Source organism: Streptomyces durbertensis (genome assembly GCF_014156695.1).
Taxonomy (GTDB): domain Bacteria; phylum Actinomycetota; class Actinomycetes; order Streptomycetales; family Streptomycetaceae; genus Streptomyces; species Streptomyces durbertensis.
In genome coordinates this window covers 1-21,080 of sequence record NZ_WMLF01000044.1, presented here as the reverse complement: position 1 = coordinate 21,080, position 21,080 = coordinate 1, and the positions used below count along the sequence as shown (strand labels likewise).

At 70.9% G+C, this 21,080-nt stretch carries 16 protein-coding genes and 1 tRNA gene; 13 read left to right on the top strand and 4 right to left on the bottom strand.

Translation table 11 applies throughout. The features are described from left to right. Both GL263_RS05215 and GL263_RS05210 read left to right on the top strand, forming a co-directional pair. Nucleotides 1-916, top strand: a 916-nt coding sequence (locus GL263_RS05215) for a carbohydrate ABC transporter permease (RefSeq protein ID WP_182854373.1), incomplete at its 5' end; no start/stop codon positions are given. Then, complete coding sequence (locus GL263_RS05210; protein ID WP_323379251.1) at nucleotides 913-1,749, top strand: carbohydrate ABC transporter permease; 837 nt, start codon at nucleotides 913-915, stop codon at nucleotides 1,747-1,749. The genes GL263_RS05215 and GL263_RS05210, both read left to right, overlap by 4 nt. 28 nt (nucleotides 1,750-1,777) lie before the next feature. On the opposite strand, the gene GL263_RS05205 is transcribed toward GL263_RS05210, so the two are convergent. Further along, entirely contained in the window at nucleotides 1,778-2,680 is a 903-nt protein-coding gene (locus GL263_RS05205) for a zinc ribbon domain-containing protein (RefSeq protein ID WP_323379250.1), read from the bottom strand. A 145-nt stretch (nucleotides 2,681-2,825) separates the two neighbouring features. On the opposite strand from GL263_RS05205, the gene GL263_RS05200 reads away from it, so the two are divergent. The 3 genes from GL263_RS05200 to pyk all read left to right on the top strand — a co-directional run bounded on the left by GL263_RS05200 (nucleotide 2,826) and on the right by pyk (nucleotide 7,333). After that, on the top strand, nucleotides 2,826-3,179 hold the full coding sequence (locus GL263_RS05200; protein ID WP_182854372.1) for a chorismate mutase: 354 nt from the start codon (nucleotides 2,826-2,828) through the stop codon (nucleotides 3,177-3,179). A gap of 89 nt (nucleotides 3,180-3,268) precedes the next feature. Next, a complete protein-coding gene (pepN, locus tag GL263_RS05195) occupies nucleotides 3,269-5,752 on the top strand; it encodes an aminopeptidase N (protein WP_182854371.1) in 2,484 nt (827 codons plus the stop codon). Nucleotides 5,753-5,899: 147 nt separating this feature from the next. Next, a complete protein-coding gene (gene pyk / locus GL263_RS05190; RefSeq protein WP_182854370.1) occupies nucleotides 5,900-7,333 on the top strand; it encodes a pyruvate kinase in 1,434 nt (477 codons plus the stop codon). Between the two features lie 58 nt (nucleotides 7,334-7,391). Here pyk and GL263_RS05185 read toward each other — a convergent pair. Beyond that, nucleotides 7,392-7,464, bottom strand: a tRNA-Leu gene (locus GL263_RS05185). A gap of 134 nt (nucleotides 7,465-7,598) precedes the next feature. Between GL263_RS05185 and GL263_RS05180 the strand changes: the two genes are divergently transcribed. The 6 genes from GL263_RS05180 to GL263_RS05155 all read left to right on the top strand — a co-directional run bounded on the left by GL263_RS05180 (nucleotide 7,599) and on the right by GL263_RS05155 (nucleotide 13,986). Continuing rightward, on the top strand, nucleotides 7,599-8,246 hold the full coding sequence (locus tag GL263_RS05180; RefSeq protein ID WP_182854374.1) for an ANTAR domain-containing response regulator: 648 nt from the start codon (nucleotides 7,599-7,601) through the stop codon (nucleotides 8,244-8,246). 369 nt (nucleotides 8,247-8,615) lie between these two features. Continuing rightward, nucleotides 8,616-9,770: a branched-chain amino acid ABC transporter substrate-binding protein gene (locus GL263_RS05175; RefSeq protein ID WP_182854369.1), complete on the top strand. Its 1,155-nt coding sequence runs from the start codon at nucleotides 8,616-8,618 to the stop codon at nucleotides 9,768-9,770. 169 nt (nucleotides 9,771-9,939) lie between these two features. Beyond that, nucleotides 9,940-10,863, top strand: coding sequence for a branched-chain amino acid ABC transporter permease (locus tag GL263_RS05170; RefSeq protein ID WP_182854368.1), 924 nt, complete (start codon nucleotides 9,940-9,942; stop codon nucleotides 10,861-10,863). After that, a complete protein-coding gene (locus GL263_RS05165) occupies nucleotides 10,860-12,224 on the top strand; it encodes a branched-chain amino acid ABC transporter permease (RefSeq protein WP_182854367.1) in 1,365 nt (454 codons plus the stop codon). Before GL263_RS05170 ends, GL263_RS05165 begins: the two co-directional genes overlap by 4 nt. Continuing rightward, nucleotides 12,221-13,216, top strand: a complete 996-nt coding sequence (locus GL263_RS05160; RefSeq protein WP_182854366.1) for an ABC transporter ATP-binding protein — start codon at nucleotides 12,221-12,223, stop codon at nucleotides 13,214-13,216. The genes GL263_RS05165 and GL263_RS05160 overlap by 4 nt, the downstream gene beginning before the upstream one ends. Then, nucleotides 13,213-13,986 (top strand): ABC transporter ATP-binding protein, encoded by a 774-nt coding sequence (locus tag GL263_RS05155; protein WP_182854365.1) that lies wholly within the window; start codon nucleotides 13,213-13,215, stop codon nucleotides 13,984-13,986. Before GL263_RS05160 ends, GL263_RS05155 begins: the two co-directional genes overlap by 4 nt. A 135-nt stretch (nucleotides 13,987-14,121) precedes the next feature. Here the strand turns inward: GL263_RS05155 and GL263_RS05150 are convergent, their stop codons facing one another. Together GL263_RS05150 and GL263_RS05145 are read right to left on the bottom strand one after the other, a co-directional pair. Beyond that, nucleotides 14,122-14,586 carry a PaaI family thioesterase gene (locus GL263_RS05150; RefSeq protein WP_182854364.1) on the bottom strand — a complete coding sequence of 155 codons (465 nt, stop codon included), beginning with the start codon at nucleotides 14,584-14,586 and terminating at the stop codon, nucleotides 14,122-14,124. Between the two features lie 93 nt (nucleotides 14,587-14,679). Next, complete coding sequence (locus tag GL263_RS05145) at nucleotides 14,680-16,971, bottom strand: FdhF/YdeP family oxidoreductase (protein WP_182854363.1); 2,292 nt, start codon at nucleotides 16,969-16,971, stop codon at nucleotides 14,680-14,682. Nucleotides 16,972-17,089: 118 nt separating this feature from the next. Between GL263_RS05145 and polA the strand changes: the two genes are divergently transcribed. After that, nucleotides 17,090-19,822 (top strand): DNA polymerase I, encoded by a 2,733-nt coding sequence (gene polA, locus GL263_RS05140; RefSeq protein ID WP_182854362.1) that lies wholly within the window; start codon nucleotides 17,090-17,092, stop codon nucleotides 19,820-19,822. Between the two features lie 154 nt (nucleotides 19,823-19,976). After that, a partial coding sequence (locus GL263_RS05135) for a lytic transglycosylase domain-containing protein (RefSeq protein ID WP_182854361.1) occupies nucleotides 19,977-21,080 on the top strand: 1,104 nt, incomplete at its 3' end.

The window sequence follows — 21,080 nt, the reverse complement described above, 5'->3', positions numbered from 1 at the left end:
GGCCGCCGGCCGCCGCAGGGCGCGGCGGCGTGCCGCCGCGCCCTGGCTGCTGCTCGCCCCCGCGCTGCTGGCCGTCGCCGCGCTGCTGCTGTGGCCGCTGGGCCGGGTGGTGTGGATGTCCTTCCAGGACTACGGCCTGCCGGAGATCGTCACCGGCACCAGCAACTACAACGGTCTGGACAACTACACCGACATCCTCGGCCAGTCCTACCTCTGGACGACCGTCCTGCCGAACACCGTGTTGTTCGCCCTGGCGTGTGTCACCCTCACCGTTGTCCTCGGCACCCTGGTCGCTCTGCTGCTGGCCCGGCTCAGCCCGCTGTGGCGCACCCTCACCGCCAGCGCGATCATGACCGCCTGGGCGATGCCGGCGGTGACCGGCACCTACGTGTGGATCTGGCTCTTCGACCCGCTCGGCGGCGCGGTGGTCACCGGCCTGGACGGTCTCGGCCTGGTGGACGCCGGGAACACCAACTGGTTCACCGACCGGCTCGGCTTCTACGCCATCGCCACGCTGAACGTCGTCCACCACGGCTTCCCCTTTGTGGCGATCACCGTCTTCGCCGGGCTGCTCACCATCCCCAGGGAACTCCACGAGGCCGGCATCATCGACGGCGCCAACGCCTGGCAGCGCTTCTGGACGATCACCGTGCCGTCCATCCGGCCTGTCTTCAGCGTGGTGATCATCCTGTCCACGATCTGGGACTTCAAGGTCTTTGTGCAGCTGTACCTGATGCCGGGGGGCAGCGGCGCGAACCCCGACGTGCTCAACCTCGGCGTGTGGTCGTACGTCGAGTCCTTCGCGCAGCGCCAGTACGGCATGGGGTCGGCCATCGCCGTACTGCTCACGTTGCTGCTGCTGGGCATCACCACCGTCTACATCCGCACGCTCTTCAAAGAGAGCGAGGAACTGTGACCGGCACCCCGCGCGCCACCGCGCTCACCCGCCTCGGCCACTCGGCCGCCCTCGCCGCGCTGCTGGCCTTCACCCTGCTGCCCGTCTACTGGATGGTGACCTCCGCGCTCGAACCGCGCGCCGGCGCGCGCGGTTCGTCGATCCTGCCCAGCGGGCTGACCCTCGACCACTTCCACCGGGTCCTCGACCAGGGCGGGTTCGGCCGCTTCCTGCTGAACTCGGCGCTTGTCGGTGTCGGCACGGTGCTGCTCGCCGGGTTGCTGGCGTTGCTGGCGGCCGTCGCCGTTGCCCGCTTCCGGTTCCGGTTCCGCACCGCCGTGCTCATCATGGTGCTGATCGTGCAGATGGTGCCGCTGGAGGCGCTGGTCATCCCGTTGTTCGTGCAGATGCGCAACCTGCAGATGCTCAACAGCCTGCTCGGGCTGACCATCGTCTATCTGGCGTTCTCGCTGCCGTTCGCGATCTGGATGCTGCGCGGCTTTGTCGCCGCCGTGCCGCGCGAGGTGGAGGAGGCCGCCTACCTGGACGGCTGCGGCTGGTTCCGGATGTTCCGCTCGGTGCTGCTGCCGCTGGTCGCGCCGGGCCTCGTCGCGACCAGCGTGTTCAGCTTCATCGTCGCCTGGAACGAGTTCGTCTTCGCCTTCACCTTCCTGCAGGACGAGGAGAAGTTCACCGCCGCCGTCGGCCTCCACCGCTTCTTCGGGCAGCACACCAACGACTGGGGGGCCGTCATGGCGGGCTCCACTCTGATCACCCTGCCGGTGCTGGTGTTCTTCGTCCTCGCCCAGCGACGCCTCTCCCACGGCCTGGCCGCGGGCGCCGTCAAGGGCTGAACCGACCCCGGGCCACGGCGGCACGGCGCTACGTGTCGACCGACCACACCTGCGCGCAGCCCGCGCAGCGCACCCGGACCTCGCCGCGCAGCGGCACCCGCAGCCGCTGCTGGCAGCGCGGGCAGCGGAACGACACGCGTACGCCGGAGGCCCACTCGAAGCGGTACCCCTCGCCGTCGAACGCCGACTGCCCGGGCCGCATCCGCGAACGCGCCAACCGCCGGTCGTGCCCGTACCGCCGACGCGCGACCCAGCCGGCCCCGGCGAGCGGCGGCCGGCGGCCGTCCTCCTCCGCCCGCGTCCGCCCCCGGACGTACGCCTCGTACGCCTGCGGGCTGCTGAACCACACCGACGGGTCCTCGCCGAAGGCCTCCGCCCGCTTCGCCAGCACGTAGCCGAACTCCTCGGGGGTCAGGTAGCCCAGCTTCTGCGACGTCAGGGAGTCCTCGCGGAAGGCGTCGAGCAGCAGCCAGCCGGCGCCCAGGTAGGTGGAGACGGTGTCGGTCAGGATCTCGTTCTCCGCGACGCCGGGGAACTCCAACTCCAGCCGGTGCAGGTAGACATGGGTGATCTCGTGCGCGAGCGCGGCGCCGATGTCGCGGCGGTGCTCCTTGAAGCGCCGGTTGAGGTCCACGAAGTACTCGGGGCCGGCGGACAGCTCCACCTCCGCGGCCAGGTCCATCTCCCGGAACGCCACGATCACCCGGGCGTCCGGCAACCGGAAGTGCCGCACCAGCGCCCGCGCCACCCGCTGCACACCCCCGTACAGCTCCTCGTCCGGGTCGAGCGCCACGTCCACCGGCGGCACACTCACCGCGAACTGCTCCACCGAGTCCACCGACAGCCGGCGGTACAGCGCGGCGAGCGCGTCGCGTACCACCTCCAGGTGGGGGAATCCCCGCTCCACCGCGCCCGACGGCCTTCCCGTCACCACATCACCCCCGCGCGTCCTGCTCCTCGCACCCACCCTACGGCCGCCGTGGGCGCCGGGCCCGCCGCACACACCCGACCCGCACATCCGTCCCACACACCGACCACGGGCGGCGGTGCTCCACCGCGCTTACTAGAGTCGGCGCATGAACAACACCGCATCCTCCGCTCCCGAGCCCGACGCCGTCGTCCAGGAGGAGCTGACCAGGCTGCGCGAGAGCATCGACAACATCGACGCGGCCGTGGTCCACATGCTCGCCGAGCGCTTCAAGTGCACCCAGCAGGTCGGCCACCTCAAGGCCCGCCACCAGCTGCCGCCGGCCGACCCGCAGCGCGAGGCCCGGCAGATCGCCCGGCTGCGGCAGCTCGCCGAGAACGCCAAGCTCGACCCGGCCTTCGCGGAGAAGCTGCTGAACTTCATCATCGCCGAGGTGATCCGGCACCACGAGACGATCGCCGGCAACGCCGACGGCGGCGCCGAAGCCGCCGAGGCGGACTGATCGCCCGGGGCCACTGATCGCCTGGAGCGACTGATCGCCTGGAGCGGAACGGGCACGGACGCGGGGCCGTCTGAGGCACGATGACGGTCATGACCACCCTCTCCCGCCAGGAGGCGCGCACCCGCGCCTGCCAGCTCACCGTCCACAGCTACACGATCCACCTGGACCTCAGCCGGGACGGCGACACCTTCGGCAGCACCACGACCATCCACTTCACCGCGCACCACCAGGCCGACACCTTCGTCGAGCTGCGGCCGACGACGCTGCACGGCGTGACGCTGGACGGCCGGCCGCTGGACGTGGGGCTGCTGACGGACGGGCGGCTGCCGCTCACCGACCTCACCGCGGGCGAGCACACCCTCTACGTCACCGCCGACATGCCGTACTCCCGCACCTCGGAGGGCATGCACCGCTTCACCGACCCGGCGGACGGCCGCACGTACCTGTACTCGATGTGCTTCCAGACGGAGGCGCCGCGCGTCTACGCCTGCTTCGACCAGCCCGACCTGAAGGCGACGTTCACCGTCTCCGCCACGACCCCCGAGGACTGGACGTTCCTCACCAACTCGGTGGCCACCCAGACCCGGCCGGGCCACTGGACCAGCCCCGCGACGCCGCCCCTCAGCACCTATCTGATGGCGGCGGCGGCCGGCCCGTACCACAGCCACACCTTCACCCACGCCGGGCTGCCGTTCGGTGTGCACACCCGGCGCTCGCTGGCCGAGCACCTGGACGCCGAGGAGATCCAGCGGGTCACCACCGCCTGCTACGACCACTACCACACCCTCTTCGACGAGCCCTACCCGTTCGACTCCTACGACCAGCTCTTCGCGCCCGAGCTCAACGCCGGCGCCATGGAGAACCCCGGCCTGGTCGTGCTGACCGACAGCTACGTGCACCGGTCGGCGACCACGGACAACGAGCACGCCGTGCGGGCGACGACGATCGCCCACGAGATGGCCCACATGTGGTTCGGGAACCTCGTCACCCTCCAGTGGTGGGACGACATCTGGCTGAACGAGTCGTTCGCCGAGTACATGGGCACCGACGTCATCGCCCGCACCACCCGCTGGACCGACAACTGGGCGCGTTTCACCACCGAGCGCAAGACCTGGGGCTGCGACGCCGACCAGCGGCCCAGCACCCACCCGATCGCCCCGGACCCGGAGGCCGTGCCGGACACCGCCACCGCCCTGCAGAACTTCGACGGCATCTCCTACGCCAAGGGCGCCTCCGCGCTCCGCCAACTCGCCGCCTGGCTCGGGCAGGAGGACTTCCTCGCCGGTCTGAACACGCACTTCACCCGGCACCGCTTCGGCAACGCGACCCTCGGCGACTTCCTGGACAACCTCGCCCGGCACACCAACCGCGACGTGCGGCAGTGGGCGGAACGCTGGCTGCGCACCACCGGCGCCGACACCCTCGTCCCCGGCGTGGCGGACAAGGACGCCAACACCTGGCTGCTGCACGTCCACAAGCGCGGCGGACGCCCGCACCGGCTGCTCGCCGCGGCCTTCGACCGCGCCGAGGACGGCACGCTGACCGCCCGGCCGAGCGCGCACACCGACCTGCCGGCCGACGAGGCCACCACCACCCTCACCCTGCCGGGGGGCCCGCCCGACCTCGTGGTGCTCAACGACCAGGACCTCACCTACGCCAAGGTCCGCTTCGACGAGCGCTCCTGGGAGACGCTGGCGACCGCGCTCACCTCCGTCCCCGACCCGCTCACCCGGGTCACCGTGTGGAGCGCCGCCCGCGACATGGTCCGGGACGCCGACATCCCGCCCGGCGAGTACCTCCGGCTCGTCGAGACCCACCTGCCGCGCGAGAGCGACAACACGACCGTGGCGGCCGTGCTCGACTTCGTCCACGGCACCCTGCTCGACCGCTACCTGGACCCGGCGGACCGGCCCGACGCGCTGGGCCGGCTGCACGAGCTCACCACACGTCTGCTGGCGGACGCGGAGGACCACGACCGCAGGCTGACCGTGCTGCCCGCCCACATCGGCACCGTCACCCGTCCCACCGAGCTGACGGCCTGGCTGGACGGCACCGGCACCCTGCACGGCGTGCCGCTGGACGCCGACCGACGCTGGCTGGCGCTGAGGCGGCTGACCGTACTCGGCCAGCTCACCGCCGCAGAGCTCGACGAGGAGGCCGCCGCCGACCGGACCGCCAACGGCGAGCAGGCCGCCGCGCGTTGCCGCGCCGCGCTGCCGGACGCCGCCGCCAAGGCACGGGCCTGGGAGCTGATGTTCGGCGCCGACAGCGTCCTCAGCAACTACCTGTTCGGTGCCACCGCGCAGGGCTTCTGGCCGGCGGAGCAGCGGGAGCTGACCGCGCCCTACCTGAAGCGCTACTTCCCGGACGCGCTGGCGCTCGCCCACCGGCGCGGGGAGACCGTCGCCCGCCTCGCCGGCCGCCAGGCCTTCCCGCACACCGCCGTCGAGCGGTCCGTGCTGGAGGAGGGCCGGCGGACGCTGTCCGAGGAGGAGCCGCCGCCGGCCCTGCGCCGCGCGCTCACCGACGAGTTGGACGACCTCGCCCGCGCCCTGCGGGTGCGGGAGGCGTGAGCGGCGGCACCGGGGGCACGACCTCCCGGGCACAGAAGCCCGGGAGGTCGACACATGTTCGGATGTCGACATCGGTTCATCCACACCACCGCTGCCGTCCACCGGACGAGGCAGCTCTACCAGCGGGTAAGCCATAAGGTCGGGGCCATGCGCCGAGCCAAGATCGTCTGCACTCTCGGGCCCGCGACGGACACGTACGAACAGATCGAGGAGTTGGTCCGGGCGGGCGCCGACGTCGCCAGACTGAACCTCGCGCACGGCACCCACGGCGAGCACGAGGCCCGCCTCCGCCACCTGCGGACCGCCGCCCACCGGACCGGCCGCCGGGTGGGGACGCTGGTGGACCTCCAGGGTCCGAAGGTGCAGCTGGGCACCTTCGGGCAGGGCCCGGCCGTGCTGGAGGTCGACGACGAGTTCACCGTCAGCACCCGGGACCTGCCGGGCGACCACACCCGCTGCGCCACCACCCACGCCGCGCTCCACCGCGACGTCCGTCCGGGGCACCGGCTGCTCGTCGAGCACGACGGCCCGGTGCTGGAGGTGACCGAGGTGCGGGGCCGGGACGTGCACACCCGGGTACGGGTGGGCGGCATCGTCTCCGACCACAAGGTGCTGTACCTGCCGGACACCGACACCACGCTGCCCGTCCTCACCAAGAAGGACGAGGACGACCTGCGCTGGGCGCTGCGCAACGACGTCGACCTCGTCGCGCTGCCGCACACCCGCGGTGCCGACGACGTGCTGCCGCTGCGGCGGGTGATGGCCGAGGAGGACGTGCGCCGGCCGGTGCTCGCCACGCTGGAGAAGCCGCAGTCGGTCGAGCAACTGCACGCCGTGCTCGACGCGTTCGACGGACTGCTCATCGCCCGTGGCGACCTGGGTGTCGAGCTGCCGCTGCAGACGATCCCGGCGGTGCAGAAGCACGCCGTGAAGCTCGCCAACCGCAACGCCAAGCCGGTCATCGTGGCCACCCAGATGCTCGACTCGATGGTGGAGAACCCGCGACCCACCCGCGCGGAGGTCTCGGACATCGCCAACGCGGTGATCGACGGGGCCGACGCGCTGATGCTGAGCGCGGAGACCAGCGTCGGCAAGTACCCGACGGCGGCGGTGGCGACGATGAGCCGCATCGTCGCCGCCACCGAACGGGACCTGCTGGCCAGGGGGCTCCCGCCGCTCGTCCCCGCCAGCAAGCCGCGCACCCGGGGCGGCGCGGTCGCCCGGGCCGCCGCAGAGCTGGGGGACTTCCTCGACGCCCGCTACCTGGTCGCCTTCACCCAGAGCGGCGACACCGCCAGGCGGCTCGCGAGGTACCGCTCGCCGATCCCGCTGCTCGCCTTCACCCCGGACCCCGCCACCCACGGCCAACTCAACCTGAGCTGGGGGGTGGAGGCGATCCTGGGCCCGCACGTGGGGACCACGGACGAGATGGTGCGGCAGGTGGAGGAGCAGCTGCTCGCGCTGGGCCGCTGTGTGCCGGGGGACGTCGTGGTCATCACCGCGGGCTCTCCGCCGGGTGTGGCGGGCACCACGAACCTGGTGCGGGTGCACCGCGTCGGGGGGAGTGGGGGCGGCCGGTGAATCACACACCTGGAGGAAGATCGCCAGGCGGCCCATATGCCTTCGAAACGAAGGAAAGTACCCCGGGTGGGATTCGAACCCACGCTGGATGGTGTTTGAGACCATTGCCTCTACCGCTGGGCTACCGGGGCGCCCTTGGAAAGCAAGGCTAGCAGCAAGCCCGCGTGACTCAAACCTACCTCAGGTAGGTAGGCTCAGGTGGCACCGCCCTGTTCGAGAGCGAGGAACATTCTCCGTGAGCGCCGCAGACGCCCCTGAGCCCACCGTGCCGGCGGAACCCGGCGAGCCCGTAGAGGGCGCCGACGAGCACGTGCCGCCGCAGACGACCCGTGTGGTGATCGCGGAGGACGAGGCGCTGATCCGGCTGGACCTCAAGGAGATGCTCCAGGAAGAGGGGTACACGGTCGTCGGGGAGGCCGGTGACGGCCAGACCGCCGTCGACCTCGCCCGGGAGCACCGCCCCGACCTGGTGATCCTCGACGTGAAGATGCCCGTTCTCGACGGGATCTCCGCCGCCGAGAAGATCGCCGAGGACCGGATCGCCCCCGTCCTGATGCTGACCGCGTTCTCCCAGCGCGAGCTGGTCGAGCGGGCGCGCGACGCGGGCGCGATGGCCTATCTGGTGAAGCCGTTCAGCAAGAGCGATGTCGTTCCGGCCATCGAGATGGCCGTGTCGCGCTTCACCGAACTGCGCGAGCTGGAGCGTGAAGTCTCCGACCTGGCGCAGCGGTTGGAGACGCGCAAGCTGGTGGACCGTGCGAAGTCGGTGCTCCAGACCCAGTACGGGCTCAGCGAGCCGGCCGCCTTCCGCTGGATCCAGAAGACCTCCATGGACCGGCGGCTGTCGATGCGCCAGGTCGCGGAGGCCGTCATCGAGGACGGCGAGGAGCGCCGCAAGCAGCAGCAGGCATAGTTCTGTCCGGCGCCCGGCCGGTTCGACCCGCGCCGGGGTGTGGCGCGGGATGGTCGGGGGTACGGGTGCCGGGTGGGGCCCGGGTCGGTCGGCGGCGCGAGGACGCGCCGCCGACTTGTGGTATTCGGGGTGGATCAGGGTGGTTTTGCGGGCAGGACAAACGATCTTCCGGTTCGTTCGATGACCGGTAAGGACCGTCCTGATTCCGACACATGGCACAGGTCACAGGGCGATCACATCTGTGCTGGTTCCCTAGGTGGGTGGTGGTTTAGGCAATAGATTCCGCTTCAGCCGTACGCGTGTACGGCTCGCGGCGCCGAATCTCAGCGGTGCACGTCGCGTTCTGGGCCGGATCCAGGGGGTTCCACTGTGCTCAACAAGACCATCGTGAAGCTGGCTGTGCCCGTTGCCATCGGTGCTTTGGCGCTGACCGGTTGTGGGAGTGGCAGCGACAGCGGCGATGGGACGTACAAGATTGCGTTCCAGGGCCCGCTCTCCGGTGAGAACGTCCAGCTGGGCGAGAACATGGAGAACGGGATCAAACTCGCCATCGACGAGGCCAATGCCTCCGGCGACTACGATTTCAAGATCGAATATGTTCCGGTCGACGACATGGGTCAGCCCGACAAGGCGACCGCCGCCGCCCAGAAGGCACTTGACCAGGATGTCATCGCGGTCATCGGCCCGGCCTTCTCCGGTGCCGCCGACACGGCCGCCGAGTTCTACAAGGACGCGAAGGTTCCGGCGGTTTCCTCTTCCGCGACCCGCCCGGACCTGACGACCAAGGGATACGACACCTTCTTCCGCGCCGTGCCGAACGACTCGGCCCAGGGCGCCGGAATGGCCAAGTACTTCAAGGAGGCCACGGACGCCAAGACCGTCGTTGTCGTCGACGACAAGACGGACTACGGCGTCGGTCTCGCCGACGTCGCGGAGAAGGCGCTCAACGACGCCGGGATCAAGGCGATCCGCCAGTCCGCCCCGCAGAAGACGCCGGACTACAGCGCCGCGGCCCGCAAGGTGACGAACACCAAGGCCGACGGAATGATCTACGCGGGCTACTACGAGGACGCGGGCCCGTTCGCCAAGAAGCTGGACGAGGCCGGTTTCAAGGGCGTGAAGATCTCCGGTGACGGCTCCAACGACCCCAGCTTCGTCAAGCTGGCCGGCAACGCCGCCAACGGCTGGAAGCTGACCTGCCCCTGCACCGACCCGACGCAGGAGGAGGCCACGAAGAAGTTCGCGGCCGACTACGAGAAGGAGTTCAAGCGGGCTCCGGGCACCTACTCCGCCGAGTCGTACGACGTCGCCAAGATGCTCATCTCCGAGATCGACAAGCTCGGCGACGACGTCAGCCGTGAGGGTCTGCTGAAGGCCCTGAAGACGGTCAAGTACCAGGGCCTCACCAAGGAATTCACCTTCGACGACAAGGGCGAGTTCCAGAACCAGACGATCTACCTGTACCAGGTCAAGGACGGGAAGATCGAGTACGAGGGCAACATCGACGACCTGTCGAAGAGCTGAGCCAGGGAACGGTTCCCACCACAGGACCGGCGCGGTGCCGCGCGGTGCCGCGCCGGTCCTGTGTCTCCATATCCGGTCATATTGTCCGCCCTTCCTGTTTCCGCTGCGTGGTCGTTGGTTGTGCTGATCGCATGGCGCGGCTGCTTGTTCCCACAAGGAAGTCAGTTCGATGTCCCTTAACGAGCTCTGGGACTACATGGTCCTAGGGGTGGTGCTCGGCTGTTTGTACGCCGTCATCGCCATCGGGTACACGCTTGTCTACGGTGTTCTCCAACTTCTGAACTTCGCCCACAGCGAAGTGTTCATGTTCGGTGGTTTCGGCGGACTTATCGCGCTTACCGCGTGGGTGCCGGTCGCCAGTCCTTCCGGACTCCAGTCGGTGGTCTACGTGGCCGTCGGAATACTGGCCGGTGCCGGTCTGGGCGGCGCCGTCGCCTTCGGGTTGGAAAAGGTCGCGTATCGTCCACTCCGTCGACATAACGCGCCCCGGCTGGTGTTCCTGATCACGGCGATCGGGGCGTCGTTCTTCCTCTACAACATCGCCGGCAAGCTCTTCGGTCGCAGCTCGATGTCGATGCCGACGATGTACGAGAACAAGACGGTCGTCACCATATTCGGCGCGTCACTGAACGTGACGCAGCTGCTGATCGTCTTCTCCGCCGTGGCGATGATGGTCGGACTCGACTACGTGGTCAACCGCACCAAGCTCGGCTCCGGCATCCGCGCGGTCGCACAGGACCCCGAGGTCGCCTCCCTCATGGGCGTCAACATCGACAAGGTCGTCTCCCGCACCTTTGTCATCGGCGGTCTGCTCGGCGGCGCCGCCGGCTTCCTCTTCGGCCTGAACAGCAAGGTCGTCTACACCATGGGCTTCCTGCCCGGCATCACCGCCTTCGCGGCGGCGGTCCTCGGCGGCATCGGCAACGTCCGCGGCGCCATGCTCGGCGGCATGGTGCTCGGCATGGTCGAGACCCTGACCGTCTTCGTCTGGGGCGACGAATGGCGCTACGTGGCCGGCTTCGCGGTCCTCGTCCTGGTGCTGATGTTCCGCCCGACCGGTCTTCTCGGCGAGCGTCTGGGGAGGACGGCATGAGCGACGCAACGAAGACCACCAACCTGACCGTCGCGCAGCAGTTGCGCGAGGTCCACTGGTACCAGAAGCCGCGCTGGCGCAAGCTCGGCGCCCTGCTCGCCCTCGGCCTGCTGATGTCGATGGTGACCGGCGTCCAGGGCACGCACAAAGACATCTTCTACGCGATCCGGGAGAACTTCTCCGACGGCAGCGTGGCGGTGTGGCTCGGCATCGCGCTTGTCGTCTGGGCCGTCCGCGAGTTCGCCTCCGCGCCCTTCACCTCCTCCGCGCGCAAGGTCAAGGGCACCCTGGTCACCCCGCTCGGCGCGGTCGGCCGGCTGTGGTCCACCGAACGCTGGGTGCGCTGGACCGTCATCGCCGGCTTCGCCGCGATCCTGGTGTGGGGCCCGATGGGCCTCTCCCGGTTCTGGCAGACCGTCCTCGTCGACCAGATCGCCATCTACCTGCTCGTCGCCGTCGGCCTGAACGTCGTCATCGGCTGGGCCGGCATGCTCGACCTCGGCTTCATCGCGTTCTTCGCGATCGGCGCCTACAGCGCGGCGTTCTGGACCGGCGCCCTGCCCGTGCAGCCGCCGGTGGTGCTGAACAACTTCCTGGTGATCCCGCTCGCCGTGATCACCTGCCTCATCGCCGGTGTGCTGCTCGGCGCGCCGACACTACGGCTACGCGGCGACTACCTGGCCATCGTCACCCTCGGCTTCCACGAGATCGTCTACCTCGCGGCCAAGAACCTGGGCGACGTCACCGGCGGCACCAGCGGCGTGAAGGTCGAGCGCTGGCACATCGACCTCGGCTTCTGGAGCTACGAGTGGAACGTCGTCGACCAGATGCCGTTCTACTGGCTGCTGCTGGCGTTCATCGGCATCGTGGTCTTCCTCTTCATCCGGCTGGAGCACTCCAAGGTCGGCCGGGCCTGGACGGCCATCCGTGAGGACGAGATCGCGGCGGCCTCCACCGGCGTGGACACCGTCCGCTACAAGCTGATGGCCTTTGCCATCGGCGCCTCCACCTCCGGCGTCGCCGGCGTCGCGTACGCCAGCAAGGTGGGCTACATCAACTCCGAGAACTTTGTCATCCTGCTGTCGATCCTCGTGCTGTCGTACGTGATCTTCGGCGGTATGGGATCGATCCCGGGCGTGCTCTTCGGTGCCGCCTTCCTGGTGTGGCTGCCGGAGTTCCTGCGGGACTTCGTGGACCCGAAGGACCGGCACATGTATCTGGGAGCGCTGCTGGTGGTCATGATGATCTACCGGCCGCAGGGTGTGATTCCGTCCCGGCGCCGGCAGCGTGAGCTGCAGATGGCCGAGGCGGGTACCGGTGGCGCGGACGCGACGGGTCCGGCCCCAGGGAGGCAGTCATGACAACGGACGTGCGAACCGACGGCGGGTCTGCCGGGACCACGGCGACGGACAACGGTGACCTGGTGCTCGACACCGCCGGCGTGACCCTGCGGTTCGGCGGCGTGACCAGCCTCAACAACGTCGAACTGCGCATGCACCGCGGCGAGGTGCTGGCGGTCATCGGCCCCAACGGCGCAGGCAAGACCTCCCTGTTCAACTCGCTCACCGGCGCCTACACACCCCAGGAGGGCCGGATCACCTACCGCCCCTCCCAGGGCGGCGAACACGAACTGCTGGGCTGCAAGCCGCACCTGGTGAGCCGGCTCGGCGTCTCCCGCACCTTCCAGAACATCCGGCTCTTCGGCGCGCTCACCGCGCTGGAGAACGTGAAGATCGCCGCGGAGACCCGGCTCAAGGCCGGCCCCGTCTCGATCATGCTCGGCCTGCCGAACGCGCGGAAGGCGGAACGCGAGAGCGACCGCAAGGCCCACGAGGTGCTGTCCTTCGTCGGCCTGGTCGACAAGCTGAACGAACTCGCCGGCTCGCTCTCCTACGGCGACCAGCGCCGACTGGAGATCGCCCGGGCGCTGGCGACCGACCCGCAGGTCCTGCTGCTGGACGAGCCGGCGGCCGGCACCAACCCCACCGAGAAGCTGGAGCTCGAGGAGCTCATCCGGCGGATCAACCGCGACCTGGGTGTGAGCGTGCTGCTGATCGAGCACGACATGCGGCTGGTGATGTCGGTGGCCGACCGCGTGATGGTGCTGAACTTCGGCAAGAAGATCGCCGAGGGAACGCCGTCGGAGGTCCAACAGGACCCCGCCGTCATCGAGGCCTACCTCGGCGCGGTTGCCGAGGAGGACACGGCGGCGGTCGCCGAGACGATAGCCGCACACGAGGACACGGAGACGGACGAGCCCGCCGGTGACGCCGACGCCGACTCGACGGACGGCGCTTCGGGTGCCACGGACACGGCGGACGGCTCGGACGGGCCCGGAAAGGAGCGGCAATGAGCGGCGCCGCCGATCTGACCAAGCAGACGGAAGACCAGACCGGGGAGCCCACCCGTACTCCGATGCTGGAACTGCGCGACCTGCGGGTGTTCTACGGCGCCATCGAGGCGCTGAAGGGCATCAACGTCAAGGTGTACGAGGGCGAGGTGGTCGCCCTGCTCGGTGCCAACGGCGCCGGCAAGTCCACCACCCTGCGCACCGCCTCCGGCATGCTCTCACCGCGCGACGGCCAGGTGCTGTTCCACGGCGAGCGGGTGGACGGCATCAAGTCGCACGACCTGGTGCGCTTCGGCATCGGCCATGTGCCCGAGGGACGACGGGTCTTCCCGCGCATGACCGTGCGGGAGAACCTGGAGATGGGCGCGTACCGCTTCAAGGCGCCCGACCCGGACGACATGGACCGGGTGTTCACCCTCTTCCCGCGACTGGGTGAACGACGCACCCAGCTGGGCGGCACGCTCTCCGGCGGTGAGCAGCAGATGCTCGCCATCGGCCGCGCGCTGATGGGCAAGCCCGAACTGCTGCTGTTGGACGAGCCGTCGATGGGCCTCGCGCCGCTGATCGTGCGGCAGATCTTCGACATCCTGGAGGAGATCAACAAGCAGGGCACCACCGTGCTGCTGGTCGAGCAGAACGCCTCGCAGGCGCTGCAACTCGCCGACCGTGGCTATGTGCTGGAGACGGGTTCGGTCGCCATGGAGGACGAGGCGTCGGCCCTGCTGGCCGACCCGCGCGTCCGGGCCGCCTACCTGGGCGAGGGCGCCGCGTAACGGCGGCCCCGCCGCCCACCGCACCGCCGCCTCACCGCCCCGGGGCCGGTGTCCACCCTTCGGGTCAGGACACCGGCCCCACGCGCGTGCCCAGGGCCCGTCGACCGCCCCGCCGCCGGAACCCGGGGCGCCGTCTCACTCGCCCTTCGGGGCGTCCCGCAGCAGACAGGTCAGTCGGGCGGTGCAGACCCGGCGGTCGGCCTCGTCCGTGATGACCACCTCGTAGGTGGCGGTGCTGCGACCCCGGTGCACCGGGGTCGCCACCCCTGTCACCACGCCCGAGCGCAGACCCCGGTGGTGGGTGCAGTTGAGGTCCACCCCGACCGCGATCCGGTCGGGGCCGCCGTGCAGCATCGCGCCGACCGAGCCGAGCGTCTCGGCGAGCACCGCCGAGGCGCCGCCGTGCAGCAGGCCGTAGGGCTGGGTGTTGCCCTCCACGGGCAGCGTGCCGACGACCTTCTCGGGCGCCGCCTCCACCACCCGCAGGCCCATGCGCTCCCCGAGGTGGCCGGCGGAGAAGAGGGAGGGGAGGTCTATGCCGGTCTCGGCCCACCGGTCGATGACCTCTCGGGGGAAGCGGGTGGGGGTGGTCTCGCCCATGGGCGGTCTCCGTTCGTGTGCGCTCGGGGTGGTGCGGGCCCGCTCTGGCCGGCCCTGGCGGTGAGCCAGTCCTCTCACCGCTCGGCTGTCCTGTCACCGCTCGGTGTCGGCGCCCTCGCTGGGGGTGAGCCGGACGACAAGTGACTTGCTGGTGGGGGTGTTGCTGGTGTCGGCGGTGGAGCCCAACGGCACCAGCACGTTGGTCTCCGGGTAGTAGGCGGCGGCGCAGCCGCGCGCGGTGGGGTAGTGGACGACGCGGAAGCCCCGGGCCGTGCGGGTGCTGCCGTCCCGCCACTCGCTGGTGATGTCGACCAGGCCGCCCTCCGCCACGCCCTGCGCGCGGGCGTCGTCCGGGTGGACGAGCACCACCCTGCGGCCGCCCCTGATACCCCGGTAGCGGTCGTCGAGGCCGTAGATCGTGGTGTTGTACTGGTCGTGCGAGCGGAGCGTCTGGAGCAGCAGCCGCCCCTCGGGCACCCGCGGGAACTCCACCGGGGCGGCCGTGAAGTTGGCCTTGCCGGTCGCGGTGGGGAAGCGGCGGCTGTCGCGCGGGGCGTGCGGCAGGGTGAAGCCGCCGGGCTTCCTGACCCGGGCGTTGAAGTCCTCGAAGCCGGGGACGACACGGGCGATGCGGTCGCGGATCGTGTCGTAGTCCCGCTCGAACTCCTCCCAGGGGGTGGGGCTTTCCGGCAGCAGCCGGCGGGCGAGCCGGGCGATGATGGCCGGCTCCGACAGCAGCTGCGGGTCGGCCGGGACGAGGCGGCCGCGGGAGGCGTGCACCATGCCCATCGAGTCCTCGACGGTCACGAACTGCTCGCCGCCGGCCTGCCGGTCCCGCTCGGTGCGGCCGAGGGTGGGCAGGATGAGCGCGCGGGCGCCGGTGACCACGTGCGAGCGGTTCAGCTTGGTGGAGACGTGCACCGTCAGCCGGGCGCGCCGCATCGCGTCCTCGGTGGCGTCGGTGTCGGGAGAGGCGGCGACGAAGTTGCCGCCCATCGCCACGAAGACCTTCGCCTCGCCGTCCCGTAGGGCGCGGATCGCCCGGACCGTGTCGAGGCCGTGGTGGCGCGGCGGTTCGAAGCCGAACTCGGCGGCCAGCGCGTCCAGGAAGGCTGCGGCGGGCCGCTCGAAGATGCCCATCGTGCGGTCGCCCTGCACGTTGCTGTGGCCCCGCACCGGGCAGACCCCGGACCCCGGTCTCCCGATGTCGCCCCGCAGGAGCAGGAGGTTGACGACCTCCCTGATGGTGGCGACGGAGTGCTTGTGCTGGGTGAGGCCCATCGCCCAGCAGACGACGGTCCGCCGGGAGGCGCGCACCATCTCAAAAGCCGCCCGGACGTCCTCCTCGGGCAGGCCGGTCGCCGCGAGCGTGCTCCGCCAGTCCGTCTCGCGGACGGCTTCCACCAGCTCCCGGTAGCCGTGGGTGTGGGCCGCCACGAACTCCTCGTCGACCTCGCCCTCCGTCTCGACGACAAGCTTGTTCAGCAGCCGGAACAGGGCCTGGTCGCCGCCGATGCGGATCTGGAGGAAGAGGTCCGTCAACGGGGTGCCGGAGCCGAGCAGACCGCGGGCGTTCTGCGGGTTCCTGAAGCGCTCGGTACCGGCCTCGGGCAGCGGGTTGACCGTGATGATCCGGGCGCCCGCCCGCTTCGCCTTCTCCAGCGCGGTGAGCATCCGGGGATGGTTGGTGCCCGGGTTCTGACCCGCGACGATGATCAACTCGGCCTGGTGCAGGTCCTCCAGGAGGACACTGCCCTTGCCGACGCCCAGCGTCTCGGTGAGCGCGGAGCCGGAGGACTCGTGGCACATGTTGCTGCAGTCCGGCAGGTTGTTCGTGCCGTACTCGCGGACCATGAGCTGGTACAGGAACGCGGCCTCGTTGCTGGTGCGCCCCGAGGTGTAGAAGACGGCCTCGTCGGGGGAGCCGAGGGCGCGCAGCTCGCCGGCGACGAGGTCCAGGGCGTCGTCCCAACCGATCGGGCGGTAGTGCGTGTCGCCCGCGGCGAGGTACATCGGCGTGGTGAGCCGGCCCTGCTGCCCGAGCCAGTAGCCGGACCGCCCCGCCAGGTCGGAGAGCGGGTGCCGGGCGAAGAACCCGGGCGTGACGCGGCGCGTGGTGGCCTCCTCCGCCACGGCCTTGGCGCCGTTCTCGCAGAACTCCGCGGCGTGCCGCCGGTCCTCCTCCGGCCAGGCGCAGCCCGGGCAGTCGAAGCCGTCCTTCTGGTTGACCCGCAGCAGCGTGAGCGCCGTGCGGCGCACGCCCATCTGCCGGTGGGCCGTGCCCAGCGCGTGGCCGATGGCGGGCAGCCCGGCGGCCGCGTGCTGCGGGGCGCTGACGCGGGGGCTGTCCTGGGCGGGATCCTCGGCGGGTGGTCTGCGGCTCATGCGCCCGATCCTGCCACGATCGCGCGAGGTGCGCCGGAGCCTGTGGACAACCTCCCCCGCACCCCCGGCCGGGGTGTGGCGGGACCGGTTGTCGGTGGCACGTGGGAGGATCGGGGACGTGGCAGAGACAGCATCGAAGAAGACGGAATCACCGGAGTCCCCGGGCTCGGCCGACGGGCGGCGGCTGCTGCTCATGGACGGGCACTCGCTCGCCTACCGGGCGTTCTTCGCCCTCCCCGCGGAGAACTTCTCCACCACCACCGGGCAGCAGACGAACGCGGTCTACGGGTTCACCTCGATGCTGTCCAACACCCTGCGTGACGAGGCGCCCACCCACTTCGCGGTGGCCTTCGACGTCTCCCGCAAGACGTGGCGCTCGGAGGAGTACGAGGAGTACAAGGCCAACCGCAGCAAGACGCCCGACGAGTTCCGCGGCCAGGTCGAGCTGATCGGCGAGCTGCTGGACGCGATGCGCGTCAAGCGCTTCGCGATCGACGGCTTCGAGGCGGACGACGTCATCGCCACGCTGGCCACCCAGGCCGCCGCCGACGGCTTCGAGGTGCTGATCGTCACCGGTGACCGGGACGCCTTCCAGCTCGTCTCCGACCGGGTCACCGTGCTGTACCCGACCAAGGGAGTCTCCGAGCTGACCCGCTTCACCCCGGAGAAGGTGCGCGAGAAGTACGGCCTCTCGCCCGAGCAGTACCCGGACTTCGCGGCGCTGCGCGGCGACCCCTCGGACAACCTGCCCGGCATCCCCGGCGTCGGGGAGAAGACGGCCACCAAGTGGATCCACCAGTTCGGCTCGTTCGCCGAGCTGGTCGAGCGGGTCGACGAGGTCAAGGGCAAGGCCGGGCAGAACCTCCGGGAGCACCTGGAGTCGGTCAAGCGCAACCGCCGGCTGACCGAGATGGTGCGGGACGTGGAACTGCCCTGCGGGCCGGCCGAGCTGGAGCGGGTGCCCTACGACCAGGAGGCCGTGCGGGGCATCCTCGACGCCCTGGAGTTCCGGCACGCGAACTTCCGTGACCGGCTCTTCGCCGCCGACCCGGGCGCGGCGGCCGAGCAGGCCGCGGAGCCGGCCGCCGGCGTGGAGGTCGAGGGCCGGGTGCTGGAGTCCGGCGGCCTCGCCGTCTGGCTCGCCGAGCACGGCGGCTCACCGCTCGGCCTGGTCTGCGTCGACGACTGGAAGCTGGGCGCCGGCCGGGTCCACGAGATCGCGCTGGCCTCGGCCGCCGGCCCCGCCTGCTGGTTCGAGCCGACGGGCCTGAGCGAGCAGGACGAGCGGGAGTTCGCGCGCTGGTGCGCCGACGCCGGCCGTCCGAAGGTGCTGCACAACGCCAAGGCGGTGCTGCGGGTCTTCGCCGAGCACGGCTGGAGCGTCGCGGGCGTCTCCATGGACACGGCCCTGGCCGCGTACCTCGTCCAGCCGGGCCGCCGCAGCTTCGCGCTGGACGCCCTCACCACCGAGTTCCTGGGCCGTGAGCTTCCCCAGCCCGCTTCCGCCGACGGCCAGTTGGCGCTGGGCGCGGAGGAGGAGGCGCAGGCCGACGCACTCATGGGCCAGGCCCGCGCGGTGCTCGACCTCGGCGCCGCCTTCAACGAGCGGCTGCCCGAGGTCGGCGCCGCCGAACTGCTGCACGACATGGAGCTGCCCACCTCCGCCCTGCTGGCGCGCATGGAGCGGGCCGGCATCGCCGCCGACGTGCAGTGGCTGCGCTCCCTGGAGCAGCAGTTCGCCGACGCGGTGCAGGAGGCCGTCCGCCAGGCGCACGCCTCGGTGGGCCACGAGTTCAACCTGGGCTCGCCCAAGCAGCTCCAGGAGGTCCTGTTCGGCGAACTGGGCCTGCCCAAGACGAAGAAGACCAAGACGGGCTACACCACCGACGCCGACGCCCTCGCCTGGCTGGCCGCGCAGACCGAGCACGACCTGCCGGTGCTGATGCTGCGCTACCGCGAGCAGGCCAAGCTGCGCACGACGGTCGAGGGCCTGATCAAGACGGTCGCCGAGGACGGCCGCATCCACACCACGTTCAGCCAGACCGTCGCGGCCACCGGGCGGCTGTCCTCCACCGACCCCAACCTGCAGAACGTGCCGGTGCGCACCGACGAGGGCCGCGCGATCCGGCGGGCGTTTGTGGTCGGCGAGGGCTACGAGGCCCTGATGACGGCCGACTACAGCCAGATCGAGCTGCGCGTGATGGCCCACCTCTCCCAGGACAAGGGCCTCATCGAGGCGTTCACCTCCGGCGAGGACCTGCACACCACGGTCGCCTCCCAGGTCTTCGGCGTGCCCGCCGCCCAGGTCGACCCGGAGATGCGCCGCAAGATCAAGGCGATGAGCTACGGACTGGCCTACGGCCTCTCCGCGTTCGGCCTCTCCCAGCAACTGGGCGTCGGCACCGACGAGGCCCGCAAGCTGATGGACACCTTCTTCGAGCGGTTCGGCGGCGTCCGGGACTACCTCCACCACGTGGTGGAGGAGGCCCGTGCGGTCGGCTACACCCAGACGATGCTGGGCCGCCGCCGCTACCTGCCCGACCTGAACAGCGACAACCGCCAGCGCCGCGAGATGGCCGAGCGGATGGCGCTCAACGCCCCCATCCAGGGCACCGCGGCCGACATCGTGAAGCTCGCCATGCTGCGCGTCGACGAGGCGCTGACCGCGGAGGGCCTGTCCTCCCGGCTGCTGCTCCAGGTGCACGACGAGATCGTGCTGGAGATCGCACCGGGGGAGCGGGAGAAGACGGAGGAGCTGGTGCGCCGGGAGATGGCGGGCGCCGTCCGGCTGAGCGCGCCGCTCGACGTCTCGGTCGGCGTCGGCGCCGACTGGGAGTCGGCCGCGCACTGACGTCGCGGCCCGGCCGCGCGCACGCCCGGCGTCCCGTTCGCCCGGGGCCGTGCGTGCGGCCGGGTGGGTGGCGTAGTCTCAGCCGGAGCGTCGCGCGGACGGGGGCGGACAGGGGATGCCGCGCCGCGTGGGTTGACCAGGGAGGGGCGGCCGGATGGCGGCTGTGGTGCGCAGGCTGCGCAAGGGCATGACGGCGACCGCGGTGGCGGCGGCGGCGATGGTCGCGTTGACCGCCTCCCAGGCGCCGGGAATCGAGATCTCCGGCGCGGGCCAGGGCAGAAGCGAACCCTCGCCCGACGGCGACCACCCCGCCGACGGCAACTCGCCCTACCACACCGAACTCCCGCCGCTGGACAGCCCGGACGTGCCCGACGGCCCGCGCGACCCGGACGCCGACCCCTCGCGGTCACGCGCCGAGGCGGGCATCCCCGCGACCGTCCTGGACGCCTACAAGAAGGCCGAGAAGGCGCTCGCCGAGGAGCGCCCCGGCTGCAACCTGCCCTGGCAACTGCTGGCCGCCATCGGCAAGGTGGAGTCCGGGCACGCCAGCGGCGGCGCGGTCGACTCCGACGGCAACACACTCCGCCCGATCCGCGGCCCGGTGCTCGACGGCAACGGCTTCGCGCTGATCAAGGACACCGACAACGGCGCCTTCGACGGCGACCCCCGCTACGACCGCGCGGTCGGCCCGATGCAGTTCATCCCCTCCACCTGGGCCGGTTGGGGAGCGGACGGCAACGGCGACGGGAAGAAGGACCCGAACAACATCTACGACGCGGCGCTCGCCGCCGGCCGCTACCTCTGCGCCGGGGACCGGGACCTCGCCCGCCCGGCCGACCTGGAGCGGGCCGTCCTCAGCTACAACCGTTCGCGGCAGTACCTGAACACGGTGCTGTCCTGGCTGGAGTTCTACCGCAAGGGCAGCCACGAGGTGCCCGACGGCCAGGGCAGCCTGCCGGACTCGCCCGGCGCCGGCAACCCCTCCCGTCCCGCGCAGCCCACCACACCCGGCGGCCCGCTCCCCGGCGGTGGGAACAGCGGCGGCGGGAACGGCGGCGGCGGGAACGGCCGGGCGGACGGCTCCGGCGGTTCCGGCGGCGGCTCGGCCTCCCCGGGCAAGCCGGGACGTCCGGGTGCCTCGCCCTCGCCGTCCCAGACCGCCAAGCCCTCGCCGAAGCCGACGGGTTCGGCCCGGCCCACGCCGACCCGCACCGGGTCGCCGACCGCGTCCCCGCGCCCCACGGGCAGTTGGCTGCCG

Excerpts from the sequence above, each read along its gene's own strand:
- pepN (WP_182854371.1), top strand. The coding sequence starts at position 3,269 with ATGACCACCCTCTCCCGCCAGGAGGCGCGCACCCGCGCCTGCCAGCTC.
- GL263_RS05170 (WP_182854368.1), top strand. The coding sequence starts at position 9,940 with ATGTCCCTTAACGAGCTCTGGGACTACATGGTCCTAGGGGTGGTGCTC.
- GL263_RS05150 (WP_182854364.1), bottom strand. The coding sequence starts at position 14,586 with ATGGGCGAGACCACCCCCACCCGCTTCCCCCGAGAGGTCATCGACCGG.
- GL263_RS05155 (WP_182854365.1), top strand. The coding sequence starts at position 13,213 with ATGAGCGGCGCCGCCGATCTGACCAAGCAGACGGAAGACCAGACCGGG.
- pyk (WP_182854370.1), top strand. The coding sequence starts at position 5,900 with ATGCGCCGAGCCAAGATCGTCTGCACTCTCGGGCCCGCGACGGACACG.
- GL263_RS05165 (WP_182854367.1), top strand. The coding sequence starts at position 10,860 with ATGAGCGACGCAACGAAGACCACCAACCTGACCGTCGCGCAGCAGTTG.
- GL263_RS05200 (WP_182854372.1), top strand. The coding sequence starts at position 2,826 with ATGAACAACACCGCATCCTCCGCTCCCGAGCCCGACGCCGTCGTCCAG.
- GL263_RS05160 (WP_182854366.1), top strand. The coding sequence starts at position 12,221 with ATGACAACGGACGTGCGAACCGACGGCGGGTCTGCCGGGACCACGGCG.
- GL263_RS05145 (WP_182854363.1), bottom strand. The coding sequence starts at position 16,971 with ATGAGCCGCAGACCACCCGCCGAGGATCCCGCCCAGGACAGCCCCCGC.